Raw genomic sequence first — 17,164 nt, forward strand, 5'->3', positions numbered from 1 at the left:
TTTTTATGCGCGGGGATGCTTCGGCCGAAACATCGCGCGCAGCCGGACACCATCGCGCAGCATGCCCACAGCAATGCCGATGAATGTGTAAAACACGCAGAGGATCAGCAGCATCATAATGTCGCCACCAACGTCTTTAAACGGCAATCCCATCTGATTCACACCGGCAATCGCTTTAGTCGCCCACGTTGAAGGGAGCATCGAAGAAATGGCCCGAACCCACGCGGGCATCGCCTGCAACGGCCAGATGGTACCGGAAATATAGAACACTGGCGTAGTCAGGAAGGCCAGCGTCAGGTAAATCAGCTCCACGCTGCGCAGGCATTCCGTCACCAGTTTTCCTAAGCCCAGAACCGCCAGCAGGAACGGGAAGGTCAGCAGCAAAATTTCAGGAATGGTGGCCGTTTGCCGGTAACCCAATACCCACGGCCACAGCACAAACAATACGATCGACAGAAACAGCCAGACCGGGATCAGCGCTGAAATCCCCCCCAGAAAAGCCGGGATCGAAGGTTTCCCGGCAGGCCCGCTATTGAGCACAATACTGACACGCACGCTGGCGATCAGCAGCGAGTGCTGCAATAACATCACCAGCAAGCCGGGGAAAATAATCGCGGCAAAACTGATGCCGGGGTTAAACACGTCAAGCGACTGGCCGAGGATCGGCGAAAGCACCACGCTGGCCTGACGCTCACTGAAACCGTTACTGAGCAGCAAATCCGTATTGTACTGCGTGAGAATCGACTGATACGCCGCGAGCACATCCTGCTGGATTTGCCCGTTTGCCAGCCGGTTAGTCGCATCGCCATACACCGGGATCACGATGTTTTGTCCGGCGAGGATCTTCTTCTCCAGATCGACCGGCATGATGATCACCGCGAACAGTTTTCGCAGCGCCAGATCGTGTTCCGCTTCCGCCAGATTGTCATAAGCGACAGTGGCAATTTTCGATCCCGCATCAAGCTGACGGGCCAGCATGCGACTGGCGGTGCTGTGATCCTGGTCGATCACCGCGACGGGCAAATCCCACACCGTACGGTTGGCATACACCAGACTCATCACGCACAGTGAAAGCAGCAACATCATCCACATCGGTTTATCGAGCAAACCGGTGAGCACTTTACCGAAGGTTTTCCACCAGGTTTTAACCCATTCGCGACCGGTCATTGTCCTGGCTCCTGTTGTTTCATCCGCATATACAGGCGTTTACGTACCAGCAAACTGGTCAGCAGCGGATAGACCAGCAGGATGCAGCACACCATCAGGATGCCGCGCACCGACACTTCGCGCAGGAAAACGTCAAACATGGCGGCCAGTGCGTAACTCAGGGGTTCGATGCCGGAGATAATACGGGCGGGCAGTGGCATCGACAGTACCGGTACCGCCATTCCCGAGAATGTCAGCGCGATACTGACGAAAATCCCCATCATGGTGTAAGCCGTGATCGTGGTTTTGGTGAAGGTGAAAAGCAGCAATCCAAGACTTTGTGCGGCGATCACATAGAAAAAACCGATCAGCAGCATATATAAGGGATTACCGCTGACACGTGCGTCAAAGAACCCGACCAGCATAGCGATTTCCGCCATCAGCAAAGTGGTGAAACACAACGTATACGGTGCGAGTTTACCGAGCAATGCCAGAGTGAAAGAAGGCGCGCTGAGTAAGGCCTGACTGCGCGCCATCACGTAGATCATGCAGGTTACTGTAAACAATTGCAGCAGGTGAATGGTCGCGGCAAATTGCTGGTAATAGATGTAGCTGCCGCTGGCGTTAAACAAGCTGCCATAAGAGACATCGACGCTTGCCAGCGACGGCAGCGTTTTGCCCATTTCTGTCGCAATGATTGAACGGTAACGGGTGTTAAGTTCGGTGATCAGTCCGCTGAAATCCTGAGTGGAGTACAGTCCGGCACCATAGAATAAAGCGTTGTAATAGAGCACCGCACTGGGCTGTTTTCCAGCCAGCACGTCGGCTTCGAAGTCGTTGGGAATATACAAAAGCGCGTAATCCTGCGCGGTACGCAGACGGTATTCCGCTTCCGGTAAGCCGCCTTCGAAAGCCTGCACGTGCGCATGGGAACCGGCGTCCAGTTTACGGATCAGCGTTTTGGACAGCGGGCTGTGATCGTTGTCGACCACAGAAACCGGTAAATCCAGCAAAGTGCCTTCCGAAAAGTTGCTGCTGATGAGCCCGAAAAGCAGCAAAGGGAAAATCCAGCACAACCAGTGAATCACCGGCTTGCGGAAAGCGTGCCGGGTCTCGCGGGTAAAAGCCCGACTGAAACAGCGCCATGCGGCTTTTACCCTTTCACTGCGTGGCGCTTTAACCGGTCTCACTTAGCTTTCCATTGCCACAACGCGCTCATGCCCTGTCGTAATCCGGGCACCGGTTTCGCAGGGTACAGACGCACTTCAAAGGTTTTTAAATCAAAGTCGCCGGTCGCACGCGTGGCACGTTTGGTCGCATAATCGCCGAGCGGCGCAATGTAGCGCACTTCGGCTTCGATCATCTGGTTATTCAGCGCCGGAACGCGCATCTGGACTTTATCGCCTTTACGCACGCCCGCCAGAATATCTTCCCGCAGGTTAAACACGAAATACGCATCAGGCAGACGGACTAACGTCAGTAACGGACTCGAGGCATTTTGCAGCTCGCCGACTTCCACGGGAACTGGCCCGACTTCACCATCAACCGGTGCTTTAACCTGCAAATCATCGGTTTGCGCTTTCACTTCCAGCAGATCTTCTTCCGCCTGACGCAACTGGGCGGCATAGCTTTCACGTTGCTCAACGCGGTCGCCGTTGACGCCTTCATCCAGATTAGCTTTGGCGACTAATACCTGCTGATAAGCACTGTCGCGGGCACGGCGGGAATCTTCTAAATCAGAAGCAGAAATAAAGCCTTTAGTCGCCACTTTGGCATTACGGTTATAAAGATCACGTGCATTAATGTATTCCGCCTGCGACTGCGCCAGCGTGGCTTTCAGGTTACGGATACTTTCTTCACGGGTACCGTTAACGGAAAGATCAAGCTGGGCTTTTGCCTGATCGCGCGCCGCTTCGGCCGCGCGCAACTGCGCCATCAGCTCGGGGCTGTCGAGGGTGATCAATAGCTGCCCGGCTTTGACATCGTCGCCGCGTTCCACATGGCGCTCTATGACGCGGCCTTTAGCTTTCGACGCCACAATCACTTCCGGCGCGTCAACTTCGCCCTGTAACAAGAGATCCTGATTGTGCGCCCGAAACAGCACCGCCAGAGAAACCGCAACGGCGACCAGCAGGAGGGTCAATAAAATTCGTTTACTCATCGGTGCGACACCCTTTTTGTTTGCCCGTTTTTAACACAAAACAACATATTGGCTGAAATGATAGTTTAAGTTATTTCAATCTGATTTTAGGATGTTTAAACGGCATTTAAGAGCACAAATGCCGTATTCAATACGTCAGCATTGGGTAATACTCGTTCTAATTATGAGCGGAGTGAATACTTTCTCCCCTCACCTCCATTAAGAGTGAGCTGCGATTATGTCTGATAAAAACACCGTTCCCCTTTCCGTTCTCGATCTGGCACCGGTTCCGCAAGGCGCGGATCCTGCCCGCGCATTCCAGTGTTCACTGGAACTGGCACAGCATGCCGAGAAATGGGGCTACCAGCGTTACTGGATGGCAGAGCACCACAATATGACCGGCATCGCCAGTGCGGCAACCTCTGTGCTGCTGGGGTATATCGCGGGTGGGACGAAAACGATTCGTGTGGGTTCCGGCGGCGTGATGCTGCCAAACCACTCACCGCTGGTGATTGCAGAACAGTTCGGTACGCTCGCCACGCTCTATCCGAACCGTGTGGATCTGGGGCTGGGCCGTGCGCCGGGTACCGATCAGCGCACCATGATTGCCCTGCGCCGCCATCTTTCCGGTGAAATCGATAACTTCCCGCAGGATGTGCAGGAATTGCAGATGTACTTCGGTGATGTTCAGCCTCAGCAGCCGGTTCAGGCCGTGCCCGGCCAGGGTTTGCATGTGCCGATCTGGTTACTCGGCTCCAGCCTGTACAGTGCTCAACTGGCGGCGGCCCTCGGCCTGCCATTTGCCTTCGCCTCACATTTCGCACCAGACATGCTGTATCAGGCGTTAGCGATTTACCGCAGCAAGTTCCAGCCTTCCGCGCAGCTTGAGAAACCGCACGCAATGGTCTGTATCAATGCCATTGCTGCCGATACGGATGAAGAAGCGCGCCGGATGTTCACCTCTAATCAGCAGCAGTTCATCAATTTGCGTCGCGGCATGCCGGGCAAACTGCCTGCGCCGGTCGATAACATCGAAAGCTTATGGTCCGCTCAGGAACGTTTTGGCGTGGATAATGCGCTACGTATGTCGGTGGTCGGCAATAAAGAAACGGTGCGTCAGGGTCTGCAAAATATTCTGCGTGAAACCGAAGCCGATGAACTGATGATCAACGGCCAGATTTTTGATCATCAGGCACGCCTGCATTCATTCGAGATTGTTTCACAGCTTCAAGGTGAACTGGTTAAAGCGGAGCGTATTGGCTAACCGGCCACGTAAATTGCAGACGAAAAAAAACCAGCCTGATGAAGGCTGGTTTTTTATTATCTGAGGATCAGCGAACTGAAATCAGATTATGCGTCAGAAGTACGACGTGGTGCGCGGCTTGGCGGACGACGGTCACCTGCGGCTGAAGCGCCTTCACGACGGTCACCACTGAAAGTACGTGGAGCACCAGTACCACGGGCACCTTCACGACGTTCACCGTTGAACGGACGCGGAGCACCGTTACCACGACGCTCACCGCCAGCACCGGCCGGACGATCACGACGTGGAGCCTGTGGCACCGCATCACCGATCAACTGCATGTTCATCGGTTTATTCAGGATACGTGTACGGGTGAAGTGAGACAGGATCTCGCCCGGCATACCTTTCGGCAATTCGATAGTTGAGTGCGTACCGAACAGCTTGATGTTACCGATGTAACGGCTGCTGATGTCGCCTTCGTTAGCGATAGCGCCAACGATGTGACGAACTTCAACGCCATCGTCACGACCCACTTCGATGCGATACAGTTCCATTTCGCCAGCGTCACGACGCTCACGACGTGGGCTGTCGCCATCACGTGCAGGACGATCATTGCTACGTACCGGACGGTCACGACGATCGCCACGATCACCGCGGTCACCACGTTCCTCGAATTCACGACGTGGTGGACGGCTTTTGAAGACCGGATCCGCTGCAACGATCAAAGGACGTTCGCCCTGTGCCATTTTCAACAGTGCCGCCGCCAGTGTTTCAACGTCCAGCTCTTCTGCAGGTTGCAGTTTCGCCAGCAGCGCACGGTATTGATCCAGATCGCTGCTTTCCAGTTGTTGCTGAACTTTCGCTGCAAACTTAGCCAGACGACGTTCGCCCAGAACTTCTGCAGTTGGGATTTCAACTTCTGGAATGGTCAGCTTCATGGTGCGTTCAATGTTACGCAGCAAACGACGTTCACGGTTCTCAACGAACAGCAGTGCGCGACCCGCACGGCCAGCACGGCCGGTACGACCGATACGGTGAACGTAAGATTCTGAGTCCATCGGGATGTCGTAGTTAACAACCAGGCTGATACGTTCTACATCGAGACCACGTGCTGCCACGTCGGTTGCGATCAAAATGTCCAGACGACCATCTTTCAGACGTTCCAGAGTCTGCTCGCGCAGTGCCTGGTTCATGTCACCGTTCAGTGCAGCACTGCTGTAGCCGCTGCGTTCCAGCGCTTCAGCCACTTCCAGCGTTGCGTTTTTGGTACGAACGAAGATGATCGCCGCATCAAAATCTTCTGCTTCCAGGAAACGCACCAGCGCTTCGTTTTTGCGCAGACCGTAGACAGACCAGTAGCTCTGGCTGATGTCAGGACGCGTGGTCACGCTTGACTGGATACGCACTTCCTGAGGATCTTTCATGAAGCGACGGGTAATGCGACGGATAGCTTCTGGCATAGTTGCAGAGAACAACGCGGTCTGATGTTCAGCCGGGATCTGCGCCATGATAGTTTCGACGTCTTCGATGAAGCCCATACGCAGCATTTCATCAGCTTCGTCCAGCACCAGGCCACTCAGGTTAGAGAGGTTCAGGGTGCCGCGTTTCAGGTGGTCCAGCAGGCGGCCCGGTGTACCCACAACAACTTGTGGTCCCTGACGCAGTGCGCGCAACTGGACGTCATAGCGCTGGCCGCCATAAAGGGCAACCACATTCACGCCATGCATGTGTTTAGAGAAATCAGTCATTGCTTCAGCAACCTGAACCGCCAGTTCGCGGGTAGGTGCCAGAACAAGAATTTGTGGTGCTTTCAGTGAAGCATCAATATTGTGCAGCAGCGGTAATGAGAATGCGGCTGTTTTACCGGAACCTGTCTGAGCCATACCCAGAACGTCGCGGCCACTTAACAGGTGAGGAATACACTCAGCCTGGATTGGTGAAGGTTTTTCGTAGCCCAAATCAGTAAGGGCAGAAATGATCGGAGCAGACAGCCCCAGGTCAGCAAAAGAGGTTTCAAGCTCAGTAGTCATGTACACGTGCCTCATTAATAATGGCAGCCAGTCTACATAACTCGTCGAGAAAATTTTCAGTCATTTTCATTGAAAAGTGTGAACCGGCTCAAATTAGATTATAAAACGAACAAAGCAACCCTCGCCCGTTAAGGCGCTTAAAAATGGTAAATACCATGATTAAAAGGCTGATTGGTGTCGTCAGCTATTGCTGGTCCGATTCTGATAGGTCGTCTTGCTCATGGCCCAAAAGCGCCAATTCCAACAATGCATAGCGGTGCTCAACAAAGTTATGGACGTTGTTAGCTACCGTCAGTTTGAACAGTGCCGCGGCGCTGTTCTTGTCCCCCAGACTTAGGTAATGTTTACCTAAATAGAAGTCAGTTTCACTGAGATGCTCAGCGAGCGAAGTGTTATCCGTTGCTTCTGCCTTGAGGCGTTCCATCAGCGTAGATTCGCTGATTTTGCCCAGGTAGAATTCGACGATATTCCATCCCCATTGCCCTCTGTCCGCTTTGTCATAACGCTGTTGAAGCGCTACGTCGGCATTCTTTGGATTGATTTCTCGCTCCGCAAGATAAAGCCATAACGAACGGAAGGGATCATTTGGATCGTCTCGATAAAACGCCTGCAGATCATCCTGCGCTAACGAGAATCGGCCACCGTAATACAGGGCGATACCTCGGTTCAAACGCGCGTAGTTGTAAGTTGGATCAAGCTCTAGTACAGAATCAAACGCTTCATAGGCAGCATCGAAATTGCCTGCCTGCGTTAGGTAAATCCCCAGGTAGTTAAAAACTTCTGGCATATCAGGACGAATAGACAGCGCTTGTGAAAAATCATTTCGCGCCAGTGCTCTTAGCCCGAGACTATCATACAGCACACCGCGCTCATATAATAGCTGTGCTCTCTCATCATCGGTTAATGACCGACTGGCAAGTATTTGTTCCATGCGTGCCAGGATGACTTCCTGCTGCAACGTTGGCTGCAACGGAATCGCCAGAACTTCATTTTTACGCCAATCATGGTTGCTGCATCCTGCCAACATAAGTGCTGTCGCAACATAACACCAGCGCAAGAAAGGCTTCATTTCTACTCCCGGAGACAAACATTGGATGAACATCCTGTCATCCGCTTGCTTAACACAAACGCGTCCTGCGTCCGTGAGACGAACAGCTCCTTCCCAAATGGAAAGGAGCTGTAAAACTTCTGTTACAGATTATTCTGCTGCAGGTTGCTCAGTTGTTTCGTCCTGAGAAGGTGCGGTAGCTTCTTTGATGCTCAGACGCACACGCCCCTGACGGTCAACTTCGAGAACTTTAACCGGAACTTCCTGGCCCATCTGCAGGTAATCAGTCACTTTCTCTACACGCTTGTCAGCGATTTGAGAAATATGCACCAGACCTTCTTTACCGCCGCCGATGGCAACAAATGCGCCAAAGTCTACGATACGGGTCACTTTACCCTGATAGATACGGCCAACTTCGATTTCAGCAGTGATCTCTTCGATACGACGAATAGCGTATTTCGCTTTCTCGCCGTCGGTGGCTGCGATTTTCACAGTACCGTCATCTTCGATTTCGATCGTGGTGCCGGTTTCTTCGGTCAGCGCACGAATCACAGAACCACCTTTACCGATCACGTCCTTGATTTTGTCCGGGCTGATCTTGATGGTGTGGATACGCGGAGCAAACTGAGAGATATCGCCACGTGGAATGCTGATAGCTTGTTCCATCACGCCCAGAATGTGCAGACGTGCACCCTTAGCCTGATTCAGAGCCACCTGCATGATTTCGCGGGTGATACCTTCGATTTTAATGTCCATTTGCAGCGCGGTGATACCGTCGCGGCTACCGGCCACTTTAAAGTCCATGTCGCCCAGATGATCTTCGTCACCCAGAATGTCGGACAGAACGATAAAGCTTTCGCCTTCTTTAACCAGACCCATTGCGATACCCGCAACAGCGGCTTTAATCGGAACACCTGCGTCCATCAGGGCCAGAGATGCGCCACAAACAGAAGCCATTGAAGATGAACCGTTGGATTCAGTGATTTCAGAAACCACACGTACGGTGTACGGGAAGTCTTCTGGTTTTGGCATCATCGCCAGCACGCCACGCTTAGCAAGACGGCCATGGCCAATCTCACGACGTTTTGGCGAACCCACCATCCCAGTTTCACCTACTGAGTACGGAGGGAAGTTGTAATGGAACAGGAAGCTGTCAGTTTTTTCGCCCATCAGCTCATCCAGGTTCTGTGCATCACGCGCAGTACCCAGAGTGGCAGTGACCAGCGCCTGAGTTTCGCCACGGGTGAACAAAGCAGAACCGTGAGTACGTGGCAGAACGCCAGTGCGCACGTCCAGACCACGGATCATGTCTTTTTCGCGACCATCAATACGCGGCTCGCCACGCAGCACACGGCTACGAACCACATTCTTCTCGATGCTGCCCAGAATGTCAGAGATTTCACCAGCGTCCAGGGATTCGTCTTCAGCCTGCAGAGCCTGAACAACGTCAGCTTTGATCACATTAATCTGGTTGTAACGTTCTTGTTTCTCGGTGATCAGGTACGCATCACCCAGACGGGATTCAGACAAGGCAGCGACGCGAGCGTGCAGCTCTGCGTTAACCGCTTCTGGCTGCCAGTCCCATTTCGGCTTACCAACTTCAGCAACCAGTGAGTTGATGTTGTCGATAACGATTTGTTGTTGTTCGTGGCCGAATACCACTGCGCCCAGCATCTGATCTTCGCTCAGCACTTCAGCTTCAGACTCAACCATCAGAACCGCGCCCTGAGTACCGGCAACAACCAGGTCCAGACGGCTTGTTTTCAGCTCATCTGCGGTTGGGTTCAGAACATACTGATCGTTGATGTAACCAACGCGTGCAGCACCGATCGGGCCATTGAATGGAATACCAGACAGGCTCAGGGCAGCAGACGCACCGATCATCGCAACGATGTCAGGGTTAACTTGTGGGTTCAGAGAAACTACCGTCGCGATAACCTGAACTTCATTCAGGAAAGAGTCCGGGAATAGCGGGCGAATCGGGCGGTCAATCAGACGTGAAGTCAGTGTTTCGCCTTCACTTGGACGGCCTTCGCGACGGAAGAAGCTACCCGGGATACGACCAGCAGCGTAAGTACGCTCCTGATAGTTAACAGTCAGCGGGAAGAAGCTCTGACCTGGTTTAGCTTTTTTCTGGCCAACAACGGTAACGAATACCGCGGTGTCGTCCATGCTAACCATAACAGCGGCAGTTGCCTGACGAGCCATCATGCCAGTTTCCAGCGTAACGGTGTGCTGGCCGTATTGGAATTTACGAATAGTCGGATTAAGCAATGTAATGTCCTTTTGTATGACGCGCAGCTGTTATGACAGCAGTTCACGCCGATAAATATCCGAGCTTCTCACTACATTCTCGCGACTAATGACAATCCTTATATACCTGGCAATGTGGTAATAAAGTCTCTCATTAGCCGCGCGAAAACATCTGTAACGGAAGTTCATGTTCTTAGAATAACAGTAGAAACCGCAGCCATACAGTACCCTGATTTGGCTGAGCTTCCTAGAATAAAGGGGCCTATTGGCCCCTTTACACTGAAACTCGCTTGATTAGCGACGCAGACCCAGACGTTCGATCAGGCCGGTGTAACGCGCTACATCTTTACGCTTCAGGTAGTCCAGCAGTTTACGACGCTGAGAAACCATACGCAGCAGACCACGACGGCTGTGGTGATCTTTTTTGTGTTCTGCAAAGTGACCTTGCAGATGGTTAATTTGAGCAGTCAGCAGAGCAACCTGAACTTCGGTAGAACCACTGTCGTTAGTGCCGCGACCGAAGTCGGAAACGATCTGAGCCTTAGCTTCAACGCTTAGAGACATAATCTTACTCCAAAATATTATAGATAATTAAACGGGTGCCGATCTCTAATTCAGCAACCCAATGCATAAGCTGCGCTATTCTACCCTTTGCTATATATGATCGCAAGGTGGGCAGAAAGCGCTTAGTCGGTGTATTCAACGACCAGACGACGTGGCGCAATGCGGCCATCATCATCAATTTCTCCTACACCGATAAACTTACGTTCTTCGCCTTCAGTGATGCGAACCATACCGCTGACGGGCGCACCAGATGCCTGAACAGGTTGACCCTGTTTGACATATCCGGCCAACACAGGCAACAGATTCACTTCCGGGAAATCTTCACATGCGCTATCCATCGGCAACAACAAAGGATCCAGCAGCAAGCGCGGCTCAATGCCCTGCTCTTCTGCCTGAGCGATCAGCTCATGGAGTTTTTCCATAGTGACCATTCGCTCTGAAGGATAAGTTGCCACCTGCAAACGACGCAGATAAGTCACGTGCGCACCACAGCCCAGTTTCTCACCAAGATCATCGACAATCGTGCGGATGTAAGTGCCTTTTGAGCAATGAATCTCCAGCTCAACATCAAAGCCTTCCCAGCGTATAAACTGCAATTCATACACGGTAATGCTGCGTGATTCTCGCGGGACTTCGATGCCCTGACGTGCATATTCGTACAGTTTTTTCCCTTCATATTTCAATGCTGAATACATGGAAGGAATTTGCTGAGTTTCTCCGCGGAAACTGTCGAGTGCGTCGTCCAGTTGCTGCTGAGTGAAAGTCATTTCACGTTCGGAAATGATGGCACCTTCGGCGTCTGACGTATCCGTACGTTGTCCCATGCGGGCAATCACGCGATAGCGTTTGTCAGAATCAAGCAGGAACCGGGAAAACTTGGTCGCTTCACCCAGGCACAGCGGCAGCATACCGGTGGCTAAAGGATCGAGCGCACCGGTATGGCCTGCGCGGTTAGCGTTATAAAGGCGTTTAACCTTTTGCAGTGCATCGTTAGAAGACAAGCCTAAAGATTTGTCCAGTAGCAGAACGCCGTGTATGTCACGGCCGCGGCGACGTGGGCGACTCATTATGCTTCCTCGTCATCGCCTGCAGCTGAACGGCGTTCAGCATCGTTCTTCACGACATTGGTCACCAGATTGGACATACGCATACCTTCAACCAAAGAGTTGTCGTAAGCGAAAGTCAGTTCTGGTACGACACGTAAACGCATCGCTTTACCGATCAGGGTACGGATGAAACCTGACGCGTCCTGCAAAGCTTTGATGCCATTTTTGACACGATCAGGATCGTGATTGTCAGTCGTCAGCACGTCCAGGAAGGTGACGAACACTTTGGCATACGCCAGGTCGCGTGATACTTCTACGCCTGAAACTGTCGCCATGCCTACGCGCGGGTCTTTGACTTCACGCTGTAAGATGATGGCGATTTCTTTTTGCATCTCCTGGGAGACACGTTGAGTACGGCTAAATTCTTTTGCCATGATGCTTTTCTCCTCACTTGCTCCAGATAAATAAGGGGGCGCAAGGCCCCCCATCTGGATATCAGCTACTTCGCAAACGTTAAGCGATAGTACGTTTGATCTCGATGATTTCGAAGACTTCGATCACATCACCAGTACGCACATCGTTGTAGTTCTTAACGCCAATACCACATTCCATGCCGTTACGCACTTCAGCAACGTCATCTTTGAAGCGACGCAGGGATTCCAGTTCGCCTTCGTAGATCACCACGTTTTCACGCAGTACACGGATTGGGTTGTTACGCTTGATCATACCTTCAGTCACCATACAACCTGCGATAGCACCGAATTTAGGTGACTTGAACACGTCACGAACTTCAGCCAGGCCGATGATTTGCTGTTTGTATTCTGGCGCCAACATACCGCTCATCGCCTGTTTGACTTCGTCAATCAGGTTATAGATGACAGAGTAGTAACGCAGATCCAGGCTTTCGCTTTCTACGACGCGGCGGGCAGAAGCATCTGCACGGACGTTGAAGCCCAGAATGATCGCGTTAGAAGCAGCGGCCAGTGTCGCATCAGTTTCAGTGATACCACCGACACCCATACCGACGATCTTAACTTTAACTTCGTCAGTAGAAAGGCTTTGCAATGCATCGGAAATCGCTTCACAAGAACCCTGAACGTCTGACTTCAGAACGATGTTCAGTTCAGAAACTTCACCTTCAGTCATGTTCGCAAACATGTTTTCCAGTTTAGATTTCTGCTGGCGAGCCAGTTTAACTTCGCGGAATTTACCCTGACGATACAGAGCAACTTCACGGGCTTTTTTCTCATCACGTACAACGGTAACTTCATCCCCCGCAGCCGGTACACTGGACAGACCCAGTACTTCGACAGGGATAGAAGGACCCGCAGACGTAATATCACGCCCCATTTCGTCACGCATCGCACGGACACGGCCGTATTCAAAGCCACACAGAATGATGTCGCCTTTGTTCAGCGTACCTTCCTGAACCAGTACGGTAGCAACCGGGCCACGACCTTTGTCCAGGAAGGACTCGATCACAACGCCGCTTGCCATACCGGTGCGAACTGCTTTCAGTTCCAGAACTTCGGCTTGCAGCAAGATAGCTTGCAGCAAATCGTCAATACCGGTACCGACTTTTGCAGAAACGTGGATGAACTGAGATTCGCCGCCCCACTCTTCCGGCATAACGCCGTATTGAGACAGTTCGGTACGAACACGGTCCGGATCAGCATCTGGCTTATCAATTTTGTTCACTGCAACCACGATTGGCACGCCAGCAGCTTTCGCATGCTGTACGGCCTCGATGGTTTGTGGCATCACGCCATCATCTGCAGAAACAACCAGTACAACGATATCCGTTGCCTGAGCACCACGAGCACGCATTGAGGTAAACGCGGCGTGTCCCGGAGTATCCAGGAAGGTGATCATGCCGTTTTCGGTTTCTACGTGGTAAGCACCGATATGCTGGGTAATACCACCGGCCTCGCCTGCTGCCACTTTCGTTGAACGAATGTAGTCAAGCAATGAGGTTTTACCGTGGTCAACGTGGCCCATGATGGTCACAACCGGAGCGCGTGGCTCAGCGGCTGCAGAAGCACCCGTGTCACGATCGCTCATCAGCGCTTCTTCCAGCTCGTTCTCACGACGCAGGATAACTTTATGACCCATTTCTTCTGCAACCAGTTGAGCAGTTTCCTGATCAATGACCTGGTTGATGGTGGCCATGGCGCCCAGTTTCATCATGGTTTTGATGACCTGAGAACCTTTAACTGCCATTTTGTTTGCCAGCTCAGCAACAGTAATGGTTTCACCCACTACAACATCACGGTTCACGGCAACAACAGGCTTGTTAAAGCTCTGCTGTAAGGTACTTGGCTTACGCTTACCTTTACCGTTACGGCCAACAGCACGGGCTTCTTCGCGATCCGCTTTAGATTCGGACAGCTTGTTGCCTTTTTTCTGTTTGGTCGCTTTGCCACCGCGAGTACGGCTGCGACGTTCGCCTTCAACTTTGGCGTCATTTTCGTCTTCAGCAGCACGAGCATGGGTAGAAGTGGTGACATGATAGTCAGCAGATTCTGATTCGCTTGGTGCAGTAGCTTCAGTCCAGACACCAGAGTCAGCCATTTTACGGGCCTCTTCTGCGATGCGCTTGGCGTTTTCTTCAATCTTACGCTGGGCTTCTTCTTCCGTTTTGCGTTTCAGCTCTGCGGCTTCAGCTTCACGGCGTGCTTTCTCTGCCTGAGCTGGTTTAGTTACTTCATCGGTATTTTGGTTGGTCACTTTATCTTTTTCCGCTGCATCACGCTTAGCTTTATCAGCGGCCTCACGTTTAGCTTGCTCTTCGGCGGCGCGTTTGGCTTTTTCCTGAGCTTCGCGCTGGGCTTGCTCCGCTGCTGCACGCTGTGCCTGTTCTTCCGCGTCACGCTTCGCCTGCTCTTCCGCTTCGGCCTGGGCAAGTTCTGCCTCGGTCATATCACGTTTAACATAAGTGCGTTTCTTGCGGACCTCGATTTGCACCGATTTACTCTTCCCGCCGGTGCTCGGAATATTCAGTGTACTACGCGTTTTGCGTTGTAACGTCAGTTTGTTTGACGCACCTGAATTTCCACCATTCAGATGCGACAATAAAGTTTCTTTTTCTTGCTGGGTCACAGAGTCAGCTTCGGACTTCGAGATCCCTGCATCAGCAAATTGCTGTACCAGGCGATCTACCGGAGTCTGAATCTCTGCCGCCAGCGATTTTACAGTTACATCTGTCATGCTGTTCCTTCCTGCTACAGTTTATTACGCATTGTCGCCAAACCAGCAGATATTGCGCGCGGCCATGATAAGTTCACCAGCCTGCTCGTCAGTAAGACCTTCAATATCAGCCAGATCGTCGACACCCTGCTCGGCAAGATCTTCCAGCGTACAAACCCCTTGTGCAGCCAGTTTAAATGCCATGCTACGTTCCAGACCCGCCAGATTAAGCAGATCGTCAGCAGGCTTTTTGTCACCGAGACTTTCTTCCTGAGCTAAAGCCAGTGTGGTCAGCGCTTCTTTCGCACGTTCGCGCAGCGCATCCACGGTGTCTTCATCCAGGCCGTCGATTTCAAGTAGTTCGTTAACTGGCACGTAAGCCAGTTCTTCAAGCGTAGAGAAACCTTCTTCAACCAGAACCGTGGCGAAATCTTCATCGATGGCCAGATATTTGGTAAAGGTATCAATCGCAGCGTGTGCCTCAGCCTGATGTTTGGCTTGCAGGTCGTCTGCTGTCATCACGTTCAGTTCCCACTTGTCATCACCACGATGCTGTTTCAACAATTGGGAGGCCAAACGCACGTTCTGGCCATTGCGGCCAATCGCCTGTGCCAGATTGCTGGCTTCAACGGCGATATCCATGGTGCATTTATCTTCATCAACTACGATGGAAGCGACGTCTGCCGGTGCCATTGCGTTGATAACAAATTGCGCAGGATTGTCATCCCAAAGGATGATATCAATGCGTTCACCGCCCAGTTCACTGGAAACGGCCTGAACGCGTGCACCACGCATGCCGACACAAGCACCGACCGGGTCGATACGTTTGTCGTTAGTTTTTACAGCGATTTTTGCACGGGAACCCGGATCACGAGCTGCCGCTTTAATTTCGATCAGTTCTTCGCCAATTTCCGGCACTTCGATGCGGAACAGTTCAATCAGCATCTCGTTTCGTGAACGGCTGACGAACAGCTGAGCACCACGTGCTTCAGGGCGAACATCATACAGCACCCCACGAATACGGTCGCCGGAGCGGAAGTTTTCACGAGGAAGCATGTCTTCTCGCAGGATAACAGCTTCAGCGTTGCTGCCTAAATCCAGCGCAATACTGTCACGGTTAACTTTCTTAACGACGCCAGTAACAATTTCACCTTGCTGCTCACGGAACTGATCAACCACCATCGCGCGTTCTGCTTCACGTACCTTCTGTACGATAACTTGTTTAGCAGTCTGCGTAGTGATGCGGTCGAAAGTGACCGACTCAATTTGATCTTCAATATATCCGCCGAGGTCGATTGACGGATCTTCGTATTGTGCAGCTTCGAGGGTGATTTCACGGGTCGGCTGAGTCACTTCGTTGACTGCTACCCAGCGACGGAAAGTATCGAAGTCGCCTGTTTTGCGGTCAATGCTGACGCGGACTTCGATTTCCTGCTCGTATTTTTTCTTGGTCGCCGTTGATAATGCAATTTCCAGCGCTTCAAAAATCTTCTCGCGCGGGAGGGATTTTTCATTAGAAACTGCTTCTACAACAGCCAGAATCTCTTTGTTCATCCTAGTTGCCTCTTCCAAACTCTTTAAAAGTGGGGTACCAGGTTCGCTTTCTGGATGTTGCTCAGTGCGAACACTTCATCTTTCCCTTCCACTGTCACCGTGATCATCTCGCCTTCGACAGCTTTAATGATGCCTTGCCATTTGCGGCGGTTTTGCACTGCCATGCGCAAAACAACACTGACTTCATCGCCAAGAAAACGTTGATAATGTTCAGCGGTGAACATAGGACGATCAAGGCCTGGAGAGGAAACTTCCAGGTTGTAGGCGACAGTGACTGGATCTTCAACGTCCAGCACAGCGCTCACCTGGTGGCTGACATCAGCACAATCATCAACATTGATCCCGGCGTCACTATCAATATAGATGCGCAACGTCGATTGGCGAGCCCGAACGAACTCGATGCCCACCAGCTCAAAGCCAAGTGCCTCGACTGGTGCTGTAATCAGCTCTGTTAATTTTTGTTCTAATGTGGACAAGCCCACCCCCAAGACATAAAAAAAGGGCTAAATAGCCCAGTGATTCTGTTGCCAAATAACAAAAAACCCCGATAAATCGGGGCTTTATGCAACTGGACCCTATTCGCCGCATAGCGGCTTCGGTACAACTTTCGCGAAGTGTTGTTTTCAAATTGAAGCTGCAGAACATCACAGGAAGATACTGAAAGTCTATTTGAAATAAACACTTAGGGAAAGTGGTTGCGGGGGCCGGATTTGAACCGACGACCTTCGGGTTATGAGCCCGACGAGCTACCAGGCTGCTCCACCCCGCGTCCGAAAACGTGGCAAATACTACGCCGATAACCGCTAAAAAGCAAATTATCATAAAGATTGGTACCGAGGACGGGACTTGAACCCGTAAGCCCATTCGGGCACTACCACCTCAAGGTAGCGTGTCTACCAATTCCACCACCTCGGCACTCTTTTTTTTCACAATCGCTTATACTGTCCAAGCATA

The 17,164-nt window shown here is 51.9% G+C and carries 14 protein-coding genes and 2 tRNA genes; 1 reads left to right on the plus strand and 15 read right to left on the minus strand.

The genetic code is table 11. The features are described 5' to 3' along the window. Nucleotides 1-3 precede the first annotated feature (3 nt). Genes EX31_RS08490 through EX31_RS08500 form a run of 3 tightly spaced genes read right to left on the minus strand, consistent with a single transcriptional unit; the run spans nucleotide 4 to nucleotide 3,307 of the window. Entirely contained in the window at nucleotides 4-1,167 is a 1,164-nt protein-coding gene (locus EX31_RS08490) for an ABC transporter permease (protein ID WP_013573830.1), read from the minus strand. Beyond that, nucleotides 1,164-2,336, minus strand: a complete 1,173-nt coding sequence (locus EX31_RS08495; RefSeq protein ID WP_037034229.1) for an ABC transporter permease — start codon at nucleotides 2,334-2,336, stop codon at nucleotides 1,164-1,166. Before EX31_RS08495 ends, EX31_RS08490 begins: the two co-directional genes overlap by 4 nt. After that, nucleotides 2,333-3,307, minus strand: coding sequence for an HlyD family secretion protein (locus EX31_RS08500; protein WP_037034231.1), 975 nt, complete (start codon nucleotides 3,305-3,307; stop codon nucleotides 2,333-2,335). Before EX31_RS08500 ends, EX31_RS08495 begins: the two co-directional genes overlap by 4 nt. A gap of 217 nt (nucleotides 3,308-3,524) precedes the next feature. Between EX31_RS08500 and EX31_RS08505 the strand changes: the two genes are divergently transcribed. Further along, nucleotides 3,525-4,550: a luciferase-like monooxygenase gene (locus EX31_RS08505; protein ID WP_037034233.1), complete on the plus strand. Its 1,026-nt coding sequence runs from the start codon at nucleotides 3,525-3,527 to the stop codon at nucleotides 4,548-4,550. Between the two features lie 86 nt (nucleotides 4,551-4,636). Here EX31_RS08505 and EX31_RS08510 read toward each other — a convergent pair whose 3' ends face one another. From EX31_RS08510 to EX31_RS08560, 12 genes are all read right to left on the minus strand, one after another. Beyond that, nucleotides 4,637-6,559, minus strand: coding sequence for a DEAD/DEAH family ATP-dependent RNA helicase (locus tag EX31_RS08510; protein ID WP_013573826.1), 1,923 nt, complete (start codon nucleotides 6,557-6,559; stop codon nucleotides 4,637-4,639). Next, entirely contained in the window at nucleotides 6,549-6,629 is an 81-nt protein-coding gene (gene yrbN, locus EX31_RS26550; RefSeq protein ID WP_096335046.1) for a protein YrbN, read from the minus strand. Before yrbN ends, EX31_RS08510 begins: the two co-directional genes overlap by 11 nt. Nucleotides 6,630-6,743: 114 nt before the next feature. Continuing rightward, complete coding sequence (gene nlpI / locus EX31_RS08515) at nucleotides 6,744-7,628, minus strand: lipoprotein NlpI (RefSeq protein WP_014333708.1); 885 nt, start codon at nucleotides 7,626-7,628, stop codon at nucleotides 6,744-6,746. A gap of 129 nt (nucleotides 7,629-7,757) precedes the next feature. Next, on the minus strand, nucleotides 7,758-9,881 hold the full coding sequence (gene pnp, locus EX31_RS08520; RefSeq protein WP_013573824.1) for a polyribonucleotide nucleotidyltransferase: 2,124 nt from the start codon (nucleotides 9,879-9,881) through the stop codon (nucleotides 7,758-7,760). 273 nt (nucleotides 9,882-10,154) lie between these two features. Then, nucleotides 10,155-10,424 carry a 30S ribosomal protein S15 gene (gene rpsO / locus EX31_RS08525; protein WP_013573823.1) on the minus strand — a complete coding sequence of 90 codons (270 nt, stop codon included), beginning with the start codon at nucleotides 10,422-10,424 and terminating at the stop codon, nucleotides 10,155-10,157. 122 nt (nucleotides 10,425-10,546) lie between these two features. After that, nucleotides 10,547-11,491: a tRNA pseudouridine(55) synthase TruB gene (gene truB / locus EX31_RS08530; protein WP_037034235.1), complete on the minus strand. Its 945-nt coding sequence runs from the start codon at nucleotides 11,489-11,491 to the stop codon at nucleotides 10,547-10,549. Then, complete coding sequence (gene rbfA, locus EX31_RS08535; protein ID WP_014333704.1) at nucleotides 11,491-11,904, minus strand: 30S ribosome-binding factor RbfA; 414 nt, start codon at nucleotides 11,902-11,904, stop codon at nucleotides 11,491-11,493. Before rbfA ends, truB begins: the two co-directional genes overlap by 1 nt. 79 nt (nucleotides 11,905-11,983) lie before the next feature. Then, the gene (infB, locus tag EX31_RS08540; protein ID WP_013573820.1) at nucleotides 11,984-14,677 is read right to left on the minus strand and encodes a translation initiation factor IF-2; all 2,694 of its coding nucleotides are present in this window, start codon (nucleotides 14,675-14,677) and stop codon (nucleotides 11,984-11,986) included. A gap of 24 nt (nucleotides 14,678-14,701) precedes the next feature. Continuing rightward, on the minus strand, nucleotides 14,702-16,210 hold the full coding sequence (gene nusA / locus EX31_RS08545; RefSeq protein ID WP_013573819.1) for a transcription termination factor NusA: 1,509 nt from the start codon (nucleotides 16,208-16,210) through the stop codon (nucleotides 14,702-14,704). 23 nt (nucleotides 16,211-16,233) lie between these two features. Continuing rightward, nucleotides 16,234-16,686, minus strand: coding sequence for a ribosome maturation factor RimP (rimP, locus tag EX31_RS08550; protein ID WP_014411570.1), 453 nt, complete (start codon nucleotides 16,684-16,686; stop codon nucleotides 16,234-16,236). Between the two features lie 216 nt (nucleotides 16,687-16,902). After that, nucleotides 16,903-16,979 (minus strand) — tRNA-Met (locus EX31_RS08555). A gap of 59 nt (nucleotides 16,980-17,038) precedes the next feature. Then, nucleotides 17,039-17,125 (minus strand) — tRNA-Leu (locus EX31_RS08560). Nucleotides 17,126-17,164: the final 39 nt, after the last annotated feature.

It is taken from the genome of Rahnella sp. WP5 (assembly GCF_000745615.1).
In the GTDB taxonomy this organism is placed as follows: Bacteria; Pseudomonadota; Gammaproteobacteria; order Enterobacterales; family Enterobacteriaceae; genus Rahnella; species Rahnella aceris.